Annotated in this window: 16 protein-coding genes; 9 read left to right on the plus strand and 7 right to left on the minus strand. The window is 62.5% G+C overall.

Annotated features, from left to right (window positions below; translation table 11 throughout):
• Position 1: 1 nt before the first annotated feature.
• Positions 2 to 931: a ribokinase gene (locus JQ46_RS02475; protein ID WP_034985164.1), complete on the minus strand. Its 930-nt coding sequence runs from the start codon at positions 929 to 931 to the stop codon at positions 2 to 4.
• A gap of 95 nt (positions 932 to 1026) precedes the next feature.
• Positions 1027 to 1653: an SdpI family protein gene (locus JQ46_RS02480; protein WP_034985165.1), complete on the minus strand. Its 627-nt coding sequence runs from the start codon at positions 1651 to 1653 to the stop codon at positions 1027 to 1029.
• Positions 1654 to 1737: 84 nt separating this feature from the next.
• Between JQ46_RS02480 and JQ46_RS02485 the strand changes: the two genes are divergently transcribed.
• Positions 1738 to 4680 (plus strand): leucine--tRNA ligase, encoded by a 2943-nt coding sequence (locus tag JQ46_RS02485; RefSeq protein WP_034985167.1) that lies wholly within the window; start codon positions 1738 to 1740, stop codon positions 4678 to 4680.
• Between the two features lie 874 nt (positions 4681 to 5554).
• On the opposite strand, the gene JQ46_RS02490 is transcribed toward JQ46_RS02485, so the two are convergent.
• The 4 genes from JQ46_RS02490 to JQ46_RS02505 all read right to left on the minus strand — a co-directional run bounded on the left by JQ46_RS02490 (position 5555) and on the right by JQ46_RS02505 (position 8939).
• The gene (locus JQ46_RS02490; RefSeq protein WP_237744681.1) at positions 5555 to 6166 is read right to left on the minus strand and encodes a hypothetical protein; all 612 of its coding nucleotides are present in this window, start codon (positions 6164 to 6166) and stop codon (positions 5555 to 5557) included.
• Positions 6167 to 6245: 79 nt separating this feature from the next.
• Complete coding sequence (locus JQ46_RS02495) at positions 6246 to 7175, minus strand: universal stress protein (RefSeq protein WP_034985169.1); 930 nt, start codon at positions 7173 to 7175, stop codon at positions 6246 to 6248.
• 25 nt (positions 7176 to 7200) lie between these two features.
• Complete coding sequence (locus JQ46_RS02500) at positions 7201 to 7668, minus strand: MarR family winged helix-turn-helix transcriptional regulator (protein WP_034985170.1); 468 nt, start codon at positions 7666 to 7668, stop codon at positions 7201 to 7203.
• 179 nt (positions 7669 to 7847) lie between these two features.
• On the minus strand, positions 7848 to 8939 hold the full coding sequence (locus tag JQ46_RS02505) for an inositol-3-phosphate synthase (protein ID WP_034985171.1): 1092 nt from the start codon (positions 8937 to 8939) through the stop codon (positions 7848 to 7850).
• 190 nt (positions 8940 to 9129) lie between these two features.
• Here JQ46_RS02505 and JQ46_RS11315 point away from each other — a divergent pair, with 190 nt between their 5' ends.
• The 7 genes from JQ46_RS11315 (at position 9130) to rplI (ending at position 15767) form a co-directional block, all read left to right on the plus strand.
• Complete coding sequence (locus JQ46_RS11315; protein WP_237744682.1) at positions 9130 to 9471, plus strand: DUF5318 family protein; 342 nt, start codon at positions 9130 to 9132, stop codon at positions 9469 to 9471.
• Positions 9464 to 12193: a transglycosylase domain-containing protein gene (locus JQ46_RS02515; RefSeq protein WP_034985172.1), complete on the plus strand. Its 2730-nt coding sequence runs from the start codon at positions 9464 to 9466 to the stop codon at positions 12191 to 12193. Before JQ46_RS11315 ends, JQ46_RS02515 begins: the two co-directional genes overlap by 8 nt.
• The gene (locus JQ46_RS02520; protein WP_034985174.1) at positions 12174 to 13799 is read left to right on the plus strand and encodes a glycosyltransferase family 87 protein; all 1626 of its coding nucleotides are present in this window, start codon (positions 12174 to 12176) and stop codon (positions 13797 to 13799) included. Before JQ46_RS02515 ends, JQ46_RS02520 begins: the two co-directional genes overlap by 20 nt.
• A complete protein-coding gene (locus tag JQ46_RS02525) occupies positions 13792 to 13974 on the plus strand; it encodes a hypothetical protein (protein WP_034985176.1) in 183 nt (60 codons plus the stop codon). Before JQ46_RS02520 ends, JQ46_RS02525 begins: the two co-directional genes overlap by 8 nt.
• A gap of 163 nt (positions 13975 to 14137) precedes the next feature.
• On the plus strand, positions 14138 to 14425 hold the full coding sequence (gene rpsF / locus JQ46_RS02530; RefSeq protein WP_011274321.1) for a 30S ribosomal protein S6: 288 nt from the start codon (positions 14138 to 14140) through the stop codon (positions 14423 to 14425).
• Positions 14426 to 14562: 137 nt separating this feature from the next.
• Positions 14563 to 15231 (plus strand): single-stranded DNA-binding protein, encoded by a 669-nt coding sequence (locus JQ46_RS02535; RefSeq protein WP_034985177.1) that lies wholly within the window; start codon positions 14563 to 14565, stop codon positions 15229 to 15231.
• Between the two features lie 83 nt (positions 15232 to 15314).
• Positions 15315 to 15767, plus strand: a complete 453-nt coding sequence (gene rplI, locus JQ46_RS02540; protein WP_034985178.1) for a 50S ribosomal protein L9 — start codon at positions 15315 to 15317, stop codon at positions 15765 to 15767.
• A 432-nt stretch (positions 15768 to 16199) separates the two neighbouring features.
• Here the strand turns inward: rplI and JQ46_RS11550 are convergent, their stop codons facing one another.
• Positions 16200 to 16322, minus strand: coding sequence for a hypothetical protein (locus JQ46_RS11550; RefSeq protein ID WP_272944692.1), 123 nt, complete (start codon positions 16320 to 16322; stop codon positions 16200 to 16202).
• Positions 16323 to 17046: 724 nt separating this feature from the next.
• Here JQ46_RS11550 and JQ46_RS02545 point away from each other — a divergent pair.
• Positions 17047 to 18285 (plus strand): IS256-like element IS3506 family transposase, encoded by a 1239-nt coding sequence (locus JQ46_RS02545; protein WP_192817224.1) that lies wholly within the window; start codon positions 17047 to 17049, stop codon positions 18283 to 18285.
• Positions 18286 to 18350: the final 65 nt, after the last annotated feature.

Raw genomic sequence — 18350 nt, forward strand, 5'->3', positions numbered from 1 at the left:
TTTATGCGTCTCCTAGTCGACGGATTTCGTTCTCGGTGGCGTAGCTGCCTGCCGCGCCACGCTTCTGCGTGGCGAGAGCCCCGGCCGCCGCGCCCAGCGTGCACGCATCCACCAGGTTCTCCCCCTGCGCCAGCGCCGCCGCGAGCGTGCCGCAGAACGCATCGCCTGCACCAGTGGTATCCACGACGCGCTCGACGTAGACGGCGGGGATGTGCACCGGTTCGGCGTCACCCTCCAAGATCATGGCTCCACGCTGCCCCAAGGTAACCACCACAGAGCGAGCGATGGGGCGCAGGCGCTCCAGCAGCTCCTCGATGGGCGTGCCGGGGGCGGCGTCGAGCACCGCGGCGGCCTCACCCTCGTTCAGCACCAAGGGGTCGGCCGCGGCGAGCAGGTCGGGGTCGCGCGTGGTCACGGGCGCGAGGTTCAGCACCAGCCGCGAGTCCGAATTCGCCACCAGCTTCGGCAGCTCCGCGCTGTGCTCGGGGGTCAGTTCGCCCTGCGCAAGCACGATAGGTACGGGTCCCTGGCGGCGCAATTCCTCCACGGTTTCACGTTGCTGAGCCGGGCTGACCAGCTCGTTTGCGCCCGAGGTGACGATGATGATGTTCTCGCCGCTCGGGTCGTTCATGATGAACGCCCGTCCGGTTGGCTGCCGGCTACTTACGATGTAGTCGGTGTTCACACCGTGTTCGCGCAGCTCTTTGATCGCGAGTTCGCCCTGCGGATCGGTGCCCACCGCAGATAGAAGGACGGTATTGACGCCCAAGTGTGCGCAGGCTGCCGCCTGATTGGCGCCCTTACCGCCCAGCCCCTCTATGCCGGGTTCTGCGATGGTCGTTTCCCCTGGCTGGGGGAAATTCTGGACGGTGACGAAGGTGTCGACGTTGGTGGTGCCGGATACGACGACGGTGGCGTTGGAGTCTCTCATGGTTCCCCAGAATACTGGGTTGCCGGGCGCGGTGGAGCTGCGGCGACGGGTGCAGTGGTGCTGGGCTAGGCCCGTGTGGGGTCTTGCGCTGGATTCTACGCTGGGTTCTGGGCCGAGTCTTGCGCCGAGGCGGCCCGCTGGGCAGCCTCCCAGTCCACGCCACCGCCCTCGCAGGAGCCATTCAGAGAGCAGCTGCCGCACGCCTGACCGCTTGCGCACGCCTCCGCGCTCACCGCGCCAGCTTCGGCGCCGACGCCAGAGCCGTCGGAACAGCAAGCGCCAGCAGCCTGACCAGCGCCGGCGGCCGCGCTGGAATCGCCGCAGCAGGAGTCCGAGGTGGCGTCACCGCTAGAGCAACAAGAAGATTCGGCGGCCTCGAGCTGGGCGGCACGGGCGTCCAGGCGCGCGACGGCGTGGGCGCCCAACGCGGAGCCCAGGCCGATCAAGAAAGCGGCGCCGACCAGCAACAACGCGAAGACCAGCCACATCCAACCGCTCACCTTCAGGGTGATCAGCGCCGCGCCGATGAACGCCGCACCAGCTCCCATCCAGGCCGGGCCGACGATGCGGTGCGCGGTGTTCCAGAGCTCCTCGGTCTTGCGAACCTCCGGAATGCGCAGGCCAACGACCGGGTTACCCGGCAACTTCCCCGCAGCCCCCAGCAGGCCCGCGATGAAAAAGGCGAGACCCACGACTACCAACACAACGGTCAACACGATCATGCCAAACAGTCTATTACCGCAGGTGGCTAACAAGCCAAACGCAATAACCTGCCCTGTCCAGGCGACCTACTAGACTGTTAAAACATGACTAACGGCAGCACTGAAGACAATTCTTATCGCTATACTCCTGGCCTCGCGACCAAGATCGAGGCCAAGTGGCAGAAGCACTGGGCCGACAACGGCACGTTTAACGCCCCTAACCCGACGGGCGATCTGGCGGAGCCGGGCGCGGAGCTGCCGGAGGACCGCAAATTTATCCAGGACATGTTCCCCTACCCCTCCGGTGTGGGCCTGCACGTTGGCCACCCGCTGGGTTACATCGGCACGGACGTGTTTGCGCGCTTCCACCGCATGAAGGGTGCGAATGTGCTGCATACGCTGGGTTACGATGCGTTCGGTCTGCCCGCCGAGCAGTATGCCGTGCAGACCGGCACCCACCCGCGAACCACCACCATGGCCAACATTGCCAACATGGAGCGCCAACTGGGCCGCCTGGGCCTGGGCCACGACAAGCGCCGCAGCTTCGCCACAACGGATACGGATTATTACCGCTGGACGCAGTGGATCTTCCTGCAGATTTACAACTCCTGGTTCGACCCGGAGGCTAAGAACGCCAACGGCACCCTGGGCAAAGCTCGCCCGATTAAGGAGCTGGAGGAGAAGCTCGCTGCCGAGCGCTCCGACTGGGCGGACCTCAGCGCCGCCGAGAAGCAGGAGATCCTGGATAGCTACCGCCTGGTCTACCGTTCGAACTCGACGGTGAACTGGTGCCCCGGTCTGGGCACCGTGCTGGCGAACGAGGAGGTCACGGCGGAGGGCCGCTCCGAGCGCGGCAACTTCCCCGTCTTCCGCAAGAATCTGCAGCAGTGGATGATGCGCATTACCGCGTACTCCGACCGCCTGATCGACGACCTGGAGTACCTGGACTGGCCGGAAAAGGTGAAGTCCATGCAGCGCAACTGGATCGGCCGGTCCCGCGGTGCGGAGGTCACGTTCGACTGCCTTGGCCGCGACATTGACGTGTTCACCACGCGCCCGGACACGCTGTTCGGCGCGACGTACATGGTGCTGGCCCCGGAGCACGACCTGGTGGATACGCTCGTCGCGCAGTCCGGTGGTTCTTCTGCGGGTAGTGACGCCTACACGGATGTCGACCCACGGTGGACCTACGGCCAGTCGACTCCGGCTGCTGCAGTGGAGGCTTACCGGGCGGCAATTGCCGCTAAGTCGGACCTGGAGCGCCAGGAGAACAAGGAGAAGACCGGCGTTTTCCTGGGCGTTTACGCCACTAACCCGGTGAACGGCGCGCAGGTGCCGGTCTTCATCGCGGACTATGTGCTGACGGGCTACGGCACCGGCGCGATCATGGCTGTGCCGGCGCACGATACCCGCGACTTTGAGTTCGCCACCGAGTTCGGGCTGCCGATCGTGCCAGTGCTGGCGCCGGAGGGCGCTGAGGCAGGCAAGGCTGGCGCAGATGCTGGTGAGAAGGGGCTCGAGCTCACCGAGGCGTTCACCGAGGACGGACCGCACATCAACTCCAACAACTCCGACGGCCTGGAGCTCAATGGCCTGGGCAAGGCGGAGGCCATCGACAAGGCCATCGAATGGCTGGAATCCAAGGGCGCCGGCAGCGGAAAGATCCAGTACAAGCTGCGCGACTGGCTGTTCGCCCGCCAGCGTTACTGGGGCGAGCCCTTCCCCATCGTCTACGACGAAAACGGCATGGCCCACGGCCTGCCGGAGGACATGCTCCCCGTCGAGCTGCCTGAGGTGGAAGACTACAAGCCCGTCAGCTTCGACCCGGACGACAAGGACTCCGCCCCCCAGCCCCCGCTGGCCAAGGCCAAGGAGTGGGTCGAGGTCACCCTGGACCTCGGCGACGGAGAAAAGACCTACTACCGCGACACGAACGTCATGCCGCAGTGGGCAGGTTCTTCCTGGTACCAACTGCGCTACATCGACCCGAACAACGACAACGCCCTGGTAGACATCGAAAACGAACGCTACTGGGTCGGTCCACGCGAAGGCCGCCCCTCCGGCGGCGTGGACCTGTATGTCGGCGGCGTGGAGCACGCCGTGCTGCACCTGCTGTACGCCCGCTTCTGGCACAAGGTGCTGTTCGACCTGGGAGTAGTCTCCAGCTTTGAGCCCTACTACCGCCTCTACAACCAGGGCTACATCCAGGCCTACGCCTACACGGACTCCCGCGGCGTGTACCTCCCCGCGGAGGAGGTCACCGAGCGCGACGGTAAGTTCTTCTGGGTTCGCGAGGCGGATGATGCTGAGGGCGTCACAAAGGAAGAAGAAGTATTCCAGGAATACGGCAAGATGGGTAAGTCCCTCAAGAACGCGGTCTCGCCCGACGAGATCTGCGACGACTACGGTGCGGATACCCTGCGCGTTTACGAGATGGCGATGGGTCCGCTCGACACGTCGCGGCCGTGGGCTACGAAGGACGTGGTCGGCGCGCAGCGATTCCTGCAGCGCGCGTGGCGCCTCGCCGTCGACGAGAACACGGGTAAGGGTTCTGTGAGCGATGACGCCCTCACGGATGAAGACCTAAAAGCCCTGCACAGGACCATCGCGGGGGTTCACGAAAACTATGCAGAGCTGCGCGACAACACGGCTGTAGCGAAGCTGATTGAGTACGTGAACTACCTGACGAAAACCTACTCCGCCGGGCAGGCTCCGCGGGCAGCCGTGGAACCGCTGGTGCAGATGCTGTCGCCGGTGGCGCCGCACATCGCCGAGGAGATGTGGGAGATCCTGGGCCACTCCGAGGGTATTACTTATGAGTCCTTCCCCGAGTGGGATGAAAAGTGGCTGGTGGATGACACTATTGAGTTGCCAGTGCAGGTGATGGGCAAGCTGCGCGGTCGCATTAACGTGGCGGCGGATGCTTCGCGGGAGGACATTGAGGCTGCTGCGCTGGAGGAGCCGAATGTTGCTTCGCACATTGAGGGCAAGACGGTGGCGAAGATCATCGTGGTGCCGGGCAAGATGGTGAATATCGTCGCGAAGTAGCGCCCGCGCTGGGGCGCCCGCTGGGCATGGGTGCCGCGGGGGTGCCCGCTGGCGCGCCCGGGCTGGAGTTCTCCTTCTTCCGGCGCCCCGACCCTACCCTGCGGCGGCGCTGTTCTAGTGCTGTCGGGCCGCAGGTCTATTTTTCCCGGCGGCACGGTGGGGGTGCGTGCGCCTTCATTACAGTCACGGACGGAAGCTGCGGACTCTAAGGCGCAGAATAGAACTAAGGTGCGAGTTTATGCATCTGAAATGTCACAGTGACGCTTCCGAAAGGCGTGGATTGGGCTTTTGCGAGGCGTTGATGACGGGCTGGATGGCCTGCTCGAGGGGCGAATGTCCCAAATTCCACGTCTTAAAACATAACTATTCTATTCCTGCAGGTCAGAGCGTCGCTATTTTGGGCTTCAAACCCTCTACTTTCAATAACTCGACGATTTGGGACATTACCCCGCCTAAGGCTCTGTGATTGCCCTCGGCGACGTGTCAATTGGAGTGTCTCGCTGGCTGGGTCTACCTCGGAGGGGTTGGCTGGGTCTAGCTCGGAGTGGCTAGCTCAGATGGGTTCAAAGGGGACGGTCCGCAGGGGGGATTGTCCCAAATCTTCCACTCTGTTTCTATAAGTTTCTATTCCCGCAGGTCAGAAGGTTGTAAGATCTGCGCTTCACAGATGCTACTGGCCGAAAGTGGAAGATTTGGGACATCTCCTGAGTGCCCGGGCGCAGGTAGGCGGTGCTGGCGGGTGGAGTAAGTGGACGTAGAGCGCGCGGAGGCTAGAGGAGTGGGAGTGTGCTGGCGGGTGGAGTAAGTGGACGTAGCGCGCGGAGGCTAGCGGAGTGGGAGCGCAGGGTCAGGGGAACTAGGGGAACTAGCGGTCCTAGAGGTTGTGGTCGAGGAGCAGGTACGCGCCGACCGAGGTGATCCAAGCCATGCAGAACGGCATGATGAACCAGATCACCGCTACCCATGGGCGCCAGCGCTGGTGGTTCTTCCACTTGTAGTAGGTGATGAAAGCCGAGCCGAAAAGCCCAAAGAAAGCCACGGAAGTGGGCACTATGGCGAACAGCAGCTGGAAGGTCCGGCTGCACAGCTGTGCGGAGGAGTCTGCATCGCAGTAGGGGCCGCCGATTACCTTGGAGGAAATCCAAATCAGGATCGCAGACAAAGTGGTGGCCACGATCACGCCGACGAAGAACCAAATCGCCTGGCGAGTGGACTTATTGTTGCGCTCGAGGCGGAGCAACGGGTCGGCCTCGTAGTCCAGCTCGGTGGGGGCGCTGGGGCGATCCAGCTCGGACATCTCGAGATGGGAGCCATCAGGTGAGGAGGCGCCTGGCTGGGAGCTTGCGGGAGAGGAGCCGTCGGGAGTGGATGCGGCAGGCTGGGAGCTTGCGGGAGAGGAGCCGTCGGGAGTGGAGCCGTCGGACTGGGAGGAAGGGTCCGGGTTATCAGCAGGTGAGGGGCCGTTGTTCAAACCATCATTGCTCATAATGACCTCAAATCTACACTCCTCGGTGCTTAATCAGAACCCGCGCGGGATCGCGCACCGCGCGGCACGCTGAGGAGCGCTAAACGGTGCTCAGCAGGACCGGCACCGGGCTGTGCCGCAGAATCTGGTTCGTCGACGGGCCAATGAATACGCGGTGGAAACCACCCAGCGTGCTGGAACCCATCACCAGCAGATCGCCCTTCTTCCACTTCAGGGCGTTAATCGCGCCGGACCAGCCGTAGCCGCTGCCGACCTCCATCTGCACGGTCAGGTCGCTGTGCCTGTTCAGCGCACGGTCCCGGCCACGGTCCAGCAGCGCCAGCGCCTGCTCACGCCACTCGACCATCATGTCCGAGTTGTCGATGAACTCCGTCTCCGTCGGGTACATCGTCGCCCCGCGCGGGCTAAACGCCACCAGCCGCAGCGGAACATTCCAACGGTGCGCCAGGTCGGCGGCGCGGCGCAGGGCCTCGTGCGACTGGTCGGTGTCGATGTAACTGCAATTGACCCTGGTGACGCCACGTTTCGACAGCTTCGGCGTCCGCGGAGCCAGCAGTAGTGGTAGCGGGGCGTAGTGCAGCAGTGCGTCCGCCGTCGAGCCGATTCGGAAGCGAGAATGCGGCGCGGCGGGGTGGGAGCCCAAGATCATCATGTCGGCATTGAACTCGGCGGCGGCGTCAATAAGAGCCTTCGTTTCCGAGTGATCAACAGTGACGGTGGAGGGCTCGTCGGCGTCCAGCATCTGCTCCGGCAGCTTGGCCAGAGCGAGGGCCTTCCGCGCGGCAGAGGAGACAGCCTTGGATTCCTTGTCGAGCCACTCCGAGTAGCTGTCGAACTCCAGCTCCGGCTGCGCCGTCCACGAGCGCGAGATGACCGTGGCGGTGCGCAGGGCAATGGTTTCCGTGCGGGCGATCCAGGCGGCGACCTGCGCAGCCTCGTCACCTGCGGATTCGGGGCGCCACGTGAGGAGTAGACGGAGGGGGTCGGCGGACTTAGGGGTGTTGCTCAAGGAAGATTGCTCGCTAGCTCCAGCTTTAGTGCTGGTCGTTGTTCAGCTTTGCCTCTATGGATTCAGTGTAGCGGCGCAGAACCAGCTCGATGACAGAGGTGGCGTCTGCAACTTCCTTGAGTTCTTCCTCGCTGAGGCTGTCCAGCATGCTGGCCAGCTGCTCGGCGCGCTCTTCGCCCAGGCGCTCGAGCTCCTCGCGGCCCTTGTCGGTGAGGGCGACGCTCACGCCACGGCGGTCGGAGGTGTCGCGCACGCGGGTGACCAGTTCCATCGTCTCCAGCTGGTTGACCGCGTTGGAGGCGGTGGGCATGCGGATCGTCTCGGTCGCCGCGATCTGGCTGATGCGCATTGGGCCGTTTTCCTCGAGAATCATGAGGATCGACAGTTGCGCCATGCTGATGTGCGAGCTCTCCGTTTGGCGGAAGTACAGCAGGTACAGGCGCGTCAACGGGAGGCGCAGTTTCTTGGCAATTTCAAGAGATGTGGAAGCCATAGGTACTAAAATACAACAGTTTTGCAAGTAAATGCTCATGAGGGTTGCCTAGTACGGCAGTTTCGCCCCCTACGGATGAAAACAAGTGCCGGTGACGCCCACTGTTGCATAGGCGTGCACCGACACTCCTGCCGGAAACTCCCACCCCCCGGAAGCTCCTGGCGCCACGTGCCCAGCGCTTAAGCGCCGTTGATGAACTCTTCCAGCTGCGCGCGGGCGACGTCGTCCGGCAGCTGCGTCGGCGGGGACTTCATCAGGTAGCTGGAGGCTGCCTCAACCGGGCCGGCCACTCCCCTGTCCAGCGCGATCTTCGCGGCGCGCACTGCGTCGATGATGATGCCCGCGGAGTTCGGGGAGTCCCAGACCTCCAGCTTGTACTCCAGGTTCAGCGGCACCTCGCCGAAGGCGGAGCCCTCCAGACGGACGTATGCCCACTTGCGGTCGTCCAGCCACTCCACGTAGTCGGACGGGCCGATGTGGACGTTGCGGTCGTGGACCTTGCCGGCCAGCGGGCTTTCCTGCAGGTTGGAGGTCACGGCCTGGGTCTTGGAGATCTTCTTGGATTCCAGGCGGTCGCGGTCCAGCATGTTCTTGAAGTCCATGTTGCCGCCGACGTTCAGCTGCATGGTGCGCTCCAGGCGCACGCCGCGCTCCTCGAAGAGGCGGGCCAGCACACGGTGGGTGATCGTGGCGCCGACCTGGGACTTAATGTCGTCGCCGACGATCGGCAGGCCAGCTGCGCGGAACTTTTCGGCCCACTCCGGGTCGGAGGCGATGAACACCGGCAGGGCGTTGACGAAGGCGCAGCCTGCGTCGATGGCGCACTGCGCGTAGAAGCGGTCGGCCTCTTCGGAGCCGACGGGCAGATAGCTGACCAGCACGTCCACGTTTGCGTCGCGCAGAGCCTGTGGCACGTCGACGGGCTCTGCGTCGGATTCGGTGATGCTTTCCTGGTAGTGGCGCCCCAGGCCGTCGAAGGTGTGGCCGCGCTGCACGGTCACGCCGGTGTGGGGCACGTCGGCGATCTTGATGGTGCAGTTCATGCCCGCGTCGATGGCCTCGGAGACGTCCTTGCCTACCTTGTCCGCATCCACGTCGAAAGCAGCGGTCACGTGCACGTCGCCGACCGAGTAGGGGCCGAACTGGGTGTGCATGAGGCCGGGGACGTTCTCGGTCGCGGCGGCGTCGGAATACAGGTGAATGCCCTGGATCAGTGAGGTCGCGCAGTTGCCGAGACCCACGATTGCGATGTTGCAAGTCTTAGATGTCATGCGGTCAACGCTAGGTTGTGGGCTGGTGAAAACCGCTCCTCGTCGGCAGGTTTACCGATCAAGCCGGGCGGGTGTATCGATTAAGCTCGCGCGCGGTGGGGGTTGTCCGAGCCGTGTTTAGAATGTGGGTGTGTCGATTTCGCGAAGGGTTATTGATAGGTCACTCGATCGCCGTCGCACTCTGTCTCAGGTGCGTGGGGTCGGGCGCTTTGTTGGTGACGCCACCCCGCGGCTCCTTTCGTCCGCGGAGGTTCTAGGTCAGGCAGTCGACCGTCCGTGTCCGGTGTGCGGAAGGCATGATTTAAGGGAAACGCAGTGGATTCACGGCGACGTATTAGGTGAAAAGTCGGGTACAGCGCGTAGTGTAAGAGAGATCAATGGTGTTATTGATGCGCTAGTGAATGCGCAGCAGGATGCTGAGTTCTCGATACACACCGTTGAAGTGTGCATGAAGTGTAGATGGAATCACTTGATCCGAGAAGAGCTGATCGGAATCACGATCGACAATCAGGAGACTCGTCTAGTTGAGTAGCGACAAGCCGTCCAAGAACCCGTTCTCCCGCGGTGGTGCCGGAAATTCCGGTGCTGGCCGTGGCGGACAGCGGAAGCCGGGGCAACCGGGTAGGCCTGGCCAAGGTCAGGGTGCTCAGTCTGGCAAGCGTCGGGCTAAAAACGGCAAGCCTGCGCAGGGGCGCCCAGCACCGGGCCAGTCGGGTAAGCCTAGCCAGCCGGGCAAGCGCCGGGCTGCAAACGGCAAACCTGCGCAGGGTCAGGGTGCTCAGCCAGGTAAGCGCCGCAGTGCCCAGGGACGTCCTGCACAGGGTCGTCCTGCACAGGGTCAGGCTGCCCAGGGGCGCGCAGTGAAGGGTCGTCCGGCTAAGGGGCGCCCGGCGCATGGCAAGCCCGCACAGGGCAAGCCAGCGCAGGGTCGCGGCACCAAGCCGGTGAAGTCCGGAGGTTCCCGCCGGGCCGGAGCCGCAGCGGGAGCTGGGGCTGCAGCGGCGGGGGCGGCGGCGTCACAAAGAAAGAGGCCGCAGAACAACGGCCCCAGCAAGAATGGGCCCAATCAGAATGGACCACAGACTCGCGTGAAAAAGAATGGATCCCGCTCCGTGGGCGATGGAAAGCTGAAGGCAAGGACGCGCAAGAAGCGCAGCTGGCGCGATAAGCGCACCCTGCGAAACTTCTTCGCGGGGCTGGCGGCCGTCATGGCGGTGCTGATCATTGTGCCGCTGGTGGCGTTCTTTACGGCGTATTCGGTGACGAAGGTGCCGGAGCCGGAAGAGCTGGTGAACAATCAGATCTCCTACATTATGGCCAGCGATAACGACACCGAGCTGGCGCGCATCGTGCCGCCGGAAGGCAACCGCCAGAACGTCAAGATTGACGAGGTGCCGATGCCGGTCCGCCAGGCCGTGCTGGCTGCTGAGGACCGCGAGTTCTACAGTAACCCCGGCTTCTCCGTCTCCGGCTTCGCCCGCGCGGCGGTCGGCCAGGTGCTGGGCCGCGAGGGTGCCGGTGGTGGCTCGACCATTACCCAGCAGTACGTGAAGAACGCGCTGGTCGGCGACGAGTTTAGCCTGAGCCGTAAGGCCAAGGAGCTGGTTATCTCCGCGAAGATGGCCCGCGAATGGTCGAAGGACGAGATCCTCGAGGCCTACCTGAACACCATTTACTTCGGCCGCAATGCCTACGGCATCAGCGCGGCCTCTCACGCCTACTTCGACAAGGACGTCAAGGACCTCACCCCGGAGGAAGGCGCGGTGCTGGCCGCGACCATCCAGGCGCCCTCTGGCCTGGATCCGTGGACCAACCGCGAGCGTGCAGAAGCACGCTGGAACTATGTACTGGACGGCATGGTCAGCATCGACGCGATGAAGGAATCGGACCGGCGGAACGCCGCGTACCCGGACGTGAAGGACCCGGCGGAAACCGCGGAGAGCACCCAGGCCGTGGGAACCAACGGTTTGATCAAGACCAAGGTGATCGAGGAGCTTGAGCGCGCGGGCATCACCGAGGAACAGGTGAACACGGGTGGCCTGAAGATCACCACCACCATCGACGCAAAGATGCAGGCCGACGCGGTGGATGAGGTCCACAAGAAGCTCGAAGGCCAGCAGGAAGGCCTGCGTACGGCCGTGGTCTCGGTGGATCCGAAGACCGGTGGCGTGCGCTCCTGGTACGGCGGCGATAACCCAGTGGGCTTCGACTTCGCCGGAGGAGGCCTGCAGACCGGTTCTACGTTCAAGATTTTTGCGCTGGCCGCATACCTTGACCAGGGCGGCAGCATTTACGACCAGTTCGACTCCTCCCCCGTCATGACCGGTGACGCGCAGGTGAATAACGTCGGCGGCGTCAGCTGTGGCACATGTAGCATCGCCGAAGCGCTGAAGCAGTCGCTGAACACCAGCTTCATCCGCCTGACCCAGTCGTTGAAGGGCGGCCCGCAGGACGTCGCTGACATGGCGCACCGCCTGGGAGTGGCCGAGGAACTGCCGGGCGTGGGCAAGACGCTGCAGGAGGCAAACGGCAAGCCGGCAGAGGGCATCACTCTGGGTATGTACCAGTCCAGCCCGCTGGATATGGCTACCGCGCTGGCCACCCTGACCAACGGTGGCGTCTACCACCGCCCGCACTTCGTGCAGAAGGTGGAGAACTCCAACGGCGACGTGCTGCTGGATAACACCAACGACGACGGTGACCGCGTGGTTTCCGAGGAAGTCGCCAACGGCGTGATCCAGGCAATGCAGCCCATCGCGGCCTACTCCAATGGCAACACGCTGGCCGGTGGCCGTCCGTCGGCTTCAAAGACCGGTACGGCGCAGCTGGGTGATACTGGCGAAAATAAGGACGCCTGGATGATTGGCTCCACCCCGCAGCTGTCCACCGCAGTGTGGGTTGGTACCGCCGAGGGCAAACCGATTCATAACAGCTACGGCGGCATCATGTACGGCTCCGGCCTGCCCGCCCAGATCTGGAAGGGCGTGCTGGATCGTCAGCTGGAAGGCAAGGAGGTCGAGCAGTTCGGTACCGGCCCAGCGGCTTCCGGCGGCGGTGGCTACGTCGGCGGCGAAGCTGCCCAGGGAAGCGACGAGGGTGCGCAGGAGCAGCCGGCGGAGCCGGAGTCTCCGGAACCGGCTTCACCGCCGGCGCCCGCGCCGCAGCCCGAGCCGCAGCGCCCGGCTCCGGGAGGTGGCAACCCGCCGCAGAACAATGACCTACAAGACCTAATCGATGGAATCCTCAACCCATAGGAAACCGACCGCCGGGAGTCCGGCCACGGGTTCGGCCACGAGCCGGGGCGCGGGCCAGCGCGTGCTGCCCTCCCGCACAGAGCCGATGGCCCGCGGATTCATCCGCTTCATCGGCGGCCCACCCGGCGCCCACGCCCTTATCGGCCGGGCGAACTGGTGGACTCCCTTGCGCGTCCTGCTCGCCACCGCCGCCACCTTCCTAGTATTCGGTTGGCTGCAGAAGGCACAGTGCATCCGCACCGGGTTCGACGGCGATGGCAACCCCTTTGTGGACTGGTCCGGGAAGCGCCAGTTCACCTCCGCCTGCTACTCCGACACGGTTTCCCTGTATGCGGGCCGCGGGCTGGATAACCTCGACTTCCCCTACTTCACCTCCTTCGTCGACGATGGCGTCACGCGGTACATGGAATACCCCGTGCTCACGGGCCTGTACCAATGGCTGATGGCCGCAATCGCGCGCCCGGTGGAGGCCGTGTGGAACTTCCTCCCCCTGCCGCAGGCAGCGCCCGCGGCGATCTACTTCGGAGTCAACGCATTCTTCCTGGCCCTGTTCTGGCTGATCGCCACCGGCCTGATGACGAAACTCACCGGCAACCGAGTGTGGGACACGCTGCTGATGGCGGCCTCTCCCCTAGTCATCGTCCACGCCTTCACCAACTTCGACCTGCTGACCTGCGCGGCGGCCGTCGCCATCTTCCTCTTCTGGGCCAACCGGCGCCCCGGCTGGGCTGGCGTGGCCACGGGCGTGGGCGTGGCGCTGAAGCTATGGCCCGCGTTCATCGGCGGTGCACTGATCCTGCTGTGCCTGCGCCAGCGCGCCTGGGTTCCGCTGGCGAAGCTGGTCGGCTGGACTTTCGCCAGCTGGCTGATCATCAACCTGCCGATCATGGTTTTCGCGCCGGAGGGCTGGTCGCAGTTCTTCAAGCTGAACTCCGAACGCGGTTGGGAAGGCTCGACCATCTATGCCGTCATCGCTCACCTCTTGGGTAATGACGCCTGGAACGGCGTGTCTCCCACAAGGTCTGTCGAAGGCGCTGAAACTCTCAACCTGCTGACAGGCGTACTGCTGCTGGTCGCACTTCTGGCTCTGGCCTGGCTGGTCATCTTCGCAGCGCCGCGCACTCCGCGGGTCGGCCAGGTGGCGTTCCTGGCCACGCTGGCCTTCATGATCACCAACAAGGTGTGGAGCCCGCAGTACTCCATCTGGCTGGTGCCGCTGCTGGTGCTGGCTCTCCCCCGCTGGCGATTGGTCTTTGGCTGGGCGGCATTGGAGACTGTGTATTGGTACCTGCGCATGTGGCAGTTCCTGCCTGCGAACCAGGCGGCACCGAACTGGCTGGTCGATACCGTGACCATCGTCCGGCTCGGGTTGCTGGTGTTCATGGCGGTGCTGGTCATCCGGCAGATCATGGGCCGCAGCCCGGACCCGATCCGCGAGGCCCACGGAGGGCGCGACCCGTTGGCCGGAGTGCTGGCCGAGGAACCGCCTGAGGTGCAGGACGGCGCGCCAACCAACCAGACCGCGCGCGAGAGCGGGAATGGTTCCGGCGGAGAAGTGGGCGTCAATAAGAAAGGCGCCGAAAAGAAAGAGAGCAACGATGGATAACACGACCATAATCATCACCATGGCCAGTGTGCTGGTGGGGTTCCTGTGCGTGGGCGGCAGTTTTGCGAGTTTCATGTACGGCAAGTCGAAGAAGCAGGTGTGGACGCTTTTCAGCTTCGCCGTCTTGTTCCTGACGATCGTGCCGGTGGGGCTGGCAGTATTCGTAGCGGCGTAGGGGCGCGCAGCGCGGGAGCGGGGCTCGGCTTGGGGCGCGAGGGGGCATTTCTTAAAACGCGGGGGCACCAGGTAGGCTGAGAGAGTTGCTGACGCAACGACCCTCCTGCCATGCCCAAAAGGGGTATGGCCGAAACACAAGACCATAGGAGGTGATGAGGTCCGTGCGTCAATACGAGATGATGATCATCATCGACCCTTCCCAGGATGAACGCACCGTTGCCCCGTCGCTGGACAAGTACTTGGATATTGTCCGCAAGGAAAACGGTTCCGTGGAAAAGGTTGATATCTGGGGCAAGCGTCGCCTCGAGTACCCGATCAACAAGAAGGACGAGGGCATCTACGTTGTTCTCGACCTGAAGTGTGAGTCGGCTACCGTGCTGGAAATTGACCGCCTGCTCAACATCAACGACCAGATCCTGCGCACCAAGGTGCTGCGGAAGGACCAGTAGCTTTCACAGCTGCAGGCTCCGAACGGACTGTACAGGCGCCTTTAAACCACTAACCTAAGCACTGTAACCACTGAACCTTTTTGGGCTTCTATTCTTTTTGACGCCCACACGTCACCACACAACGTTAGGAAAGAAACATGGCACAGGGAGATACCCAAATCACCGTGGTCGGCAACATCGTTGCGGATCCGGAACTGCGCTACACCCCCAACGGGGCCGCAGTGGCTAACTTCCGCGTGGCCTCCACGCCCCGTCGCTACGACCAGCAGGCTGGTCAGTTCGTCGACGGCGAACCGCTGTTTTTGACCTGCAACGTGTGGCGCCAACCAGCCGAGAACGTGGCAAACAGCCTGAACAAGGGTGACCGCGTGATCGTGACCGGCCGACTGCGCCAGCGTTCCTACGAGGATCGTAACGGCGAGCGCCGCACCGTCTTCGAGATTGAGGTGGAAGAGGTCGGCCCTTCGCTGCGCTTCGCTACCGCGGATATCAACAAGGCATACCGTGGTGGTGGCCAGGGCGGAAACGCTGGTGGCAACGGCGGAGGCTTCGGCGGCGGTAATGCCGGCGGCTTCGGTGGCCAGGGCGGTTTCGGCGGGAACGCCGGCAACCAGGGCGGCCAGGGTAATGGTGGCAACGGTGGCCAGGGTGGCTTCGGCGGGAACGCCGGTAACCAGGGTGGCCAGGGTAATCAGGGACAGAACAACCAGGGCTTCGGTGGCCACAATGCGGCCATGGATGACGACCCGTGGAACTCTGCCCCACAGTCCGGTTTTGGTGATGGCGACGACGAGCCGCCATTCTGATCGGCTAGCTTAAAAGCTGCTGGTCAGCGTTAAATTTTTTTGAACATAATTGGTCAAACCAAAGCACAACGAAAGGCTGGATCATGAAGCTGATCCTCACCGCCAACGTTGACAAGCTCGGTGTCCCCGGCGACATCGTAGAGGTCAAGGCTGGCTACGGACGTAACTACCTGCTTCCGCGCGGCTACGCAATTGTTGCTACCCGCGGCGCTGAGAAGCAGATCGAAGGAATTAAGCGCGCGCAGGAAGCACGACAGATTCGCGACCTGGATCACGCACGCGAGGTTAAGGAAGAGCTGGATAACCTGAGTGGCGTGACCGTTGCGGTCCGCACTGCAGAGACCGGCAAGATCTTCGGCTCTGTCACTGCAGATCACATTGTTGATGCAGTGAAGAAGGCCAACGGTCGTTCCCTGGACAAGCACAGCATCAAGCTGCGCAAGGGCGATGTTAAGGCAACCGGCGTTTACTCTGTGGACGTTCAGCTGCACGACGGCATCGTTGCATCCCTGAGCTTCGAGGTCGTTTCCGCGTAACTTCGCCCGGCTTGGCTCGGCATTTCAGCTGGCCCTGGTCGGCTGATACTTCGGTCGGCGGGCTTGGCTCGGCTGATATTTCAGCTGGTCTGAAATTACCGGGAGCTTCTGCGCCCTGTGCCTAGACACCACAGGTCGCGTGATTCGTGCCTAGACACCACGGATCAAGTGCCTAGTGTTTGCCTATTGTTAGGCGTCACTGGTCGCGTGCTTAGACACCACGCGGCGGCATTCACATTCCGGAGCTGTGTAAAGAGCCGCTGAGCTGCTGAGCCGCTGAGCTGCTGAGATGCGCGTGCGACTATAACGCACCAGAAAAACTTAACTTAGACAACAGCAGGTTGAGGCCCCACGTTTTTGTGCGTGGGGCCTTTTCCGTTGCTCGGATGTTTCCCGGATACGTTGCCCAGCCCAGGTAATCTGGCACAGCTACTAAACACGCAGCTTGGCGGTTCCTTCACCGCTGGCTCCAGCGGCCGGTGGCGCCGTGATGCCCAGGTTTTGTCCGGCCACCGTTGCCAGTGGCGCCGTGATGCCCAGATTTCGATCTGCCACCACTGCCAGTGGCGCCGTGATGCTCAGGTTTCGTCCGGCCACCACTGCCATTGGCGCTAGATGTCGGAAAAGTTGCACTTCTCAGGCTTAAATGTCGGAAAAGTTGCAAAACTAAAATTGGCGCCGAAAACGCGATCCTCGGAAAACTCGCTGACCTGCATGTTTACAAAATTGGTAATGGTTTGCGGTAACAAACTGCAACTTTTCCGACATTTAGGCCTCCATATCGCAGGCTTCTGGGCCATTCGGGGCTCCTGGTGGTCCGGAATGTCGTTAGATCGGGAATACGTCGGCCGGTTCGGGCTGTGCGGAGCCTCCGTTGGGCCGGAATGTCGCTAGAACGGGAATACGCCGACGCCCACGACGGCTTGCAAAACTCTGCAACGCCCTGACCTGCGCTTTTGCGGTATTGCAAATCAGTGTTAATAACGTATTCCCGTTCTAACGACATTCCCTTCTATACGTGGTCGCAAAAAGGTCTCCGCTTGCCCCGGATTCCCGTTCTAACGACATTTTCCAGCTGCAGGGCGCAGAAACTATGGCTTTAGGCCGCCGGAACTGGGAGCCGAGGGCCGGAACAGGGGGGCAGGGCTCAGAATTTATGGGGTTGCGTCCCTTAGTGTGGTGTAACGCTTGCTGATGGTGGGTCCCGGAAAGTAGTGGGCGGCCACCGCCAGTTAGCCTTTCGACTCAACTACCACATCTCACCGAAAGGCCTATGACGATGACCGCTGCACCGTATTCTATCGACCCGACAACCTATCTGGATGATTTGCTGGCCCAAGCGTCTCCGGATTTGATGCGCCAGATGCTGCAAGGGTTTATCAACCAGATCCTCTCCGCCCAGGCTGACACCGTCTGCGGCGCCGAATACGGAGTTGTATCCACCGAGCGGGTCAACCACCGCAACGGGTATCGCCACCGCGACCTTGACACCCGTGTCGGCACGATCGACGTGGCGGTGCCGAAACTGCGCCACGGCGCGTTCTTCCCAGACTGGCTGTTAGAGCGCCGCTCACGAGCAGAACGAGCCTTATCGACTGTGATCGCCACGTGCTACCTTAAAGGGGTTTCCACCCGCAGGATGAATGATCTGGTGGCTACGCTTGGGATTTCCAGCATGTCGAAATCGCAAGTCTCACGCATGTCAGAAGAACTCGACGACATGGTCGCAGACTTCAAAAACCGCCCACTAGACCCCGGCGGGTACGCCTTTTTATCGTGCGATGCGCTCACGATCAAAGTCCGTGAAGGCGGCCGGGTGGTCAAATGCTCAGTGCTGCTTGCCACCGGAGTCAACGCCGACGGGTATCGCGAAATGCTCGGCATGCACGTCGCCACCGCGGAATCCAACGCGTCGTGGAAAGGCTTCTTCCAGGACTTAAAAGCCCGCGGACTTACTGGGGTATTCCTTATCACAAGTGATGCCCACGAAGGCATCCAGCACGCCATTTCCGAAGTGCTGCCCAATGCGTCGTGGCAGCGGTGCCGCACCCATTTCGCGAAGAACCTCTACGAAAAGGTCCCGAAAACACAATGGCCGATGGTCTCTGCGATGTTCCAGACAATCTTCCAGCAACCTGACGCCACATCCACTTGGGCTCAAGCCCGCGAAGTTGTCGACCTACTGGAGCCGAAATTCCCTCACGTCGCGGCGTATTTGGAGGAATCACTCGATGAAGTACTGGCGTTTACCGCAGCGCCGAAACCAGTCTGGACGAAGGTGTGGTCAAACAACCCCACAGAACGGTTAAACCGTGAGATCCGCCGGCGCACCGACGTCGTCGGCATTTTCCCAAACCGTGAATCCATCATCCGGCTTGTCGGTGCGGTCCTAGCCGAGCAACACGACGACTGGATCCAACAAAAACGCTACATGTCACTGACCGCACTCGAACACACCAAGCACCTCATGCACCACCCAGGAGAACATCGTGACGACCACCACCAGCTAACCGCCTAACCAAGCCCCGAACTTCATATCGAGCCGAAAGCACAAACGGCTACACCACTACACCGGACTTGACC

Source organism: Corynebacterium jeikeium (genome assembly GCF_000738175.1).
Taxonomy (GTDB): domain Bacteria; phylum Actinomycetota; class Actinomycetes; order Mycobacteriales; family Mycobacteriaceae; genus Corynebacterium; species Corynebacterium jeikeium_C.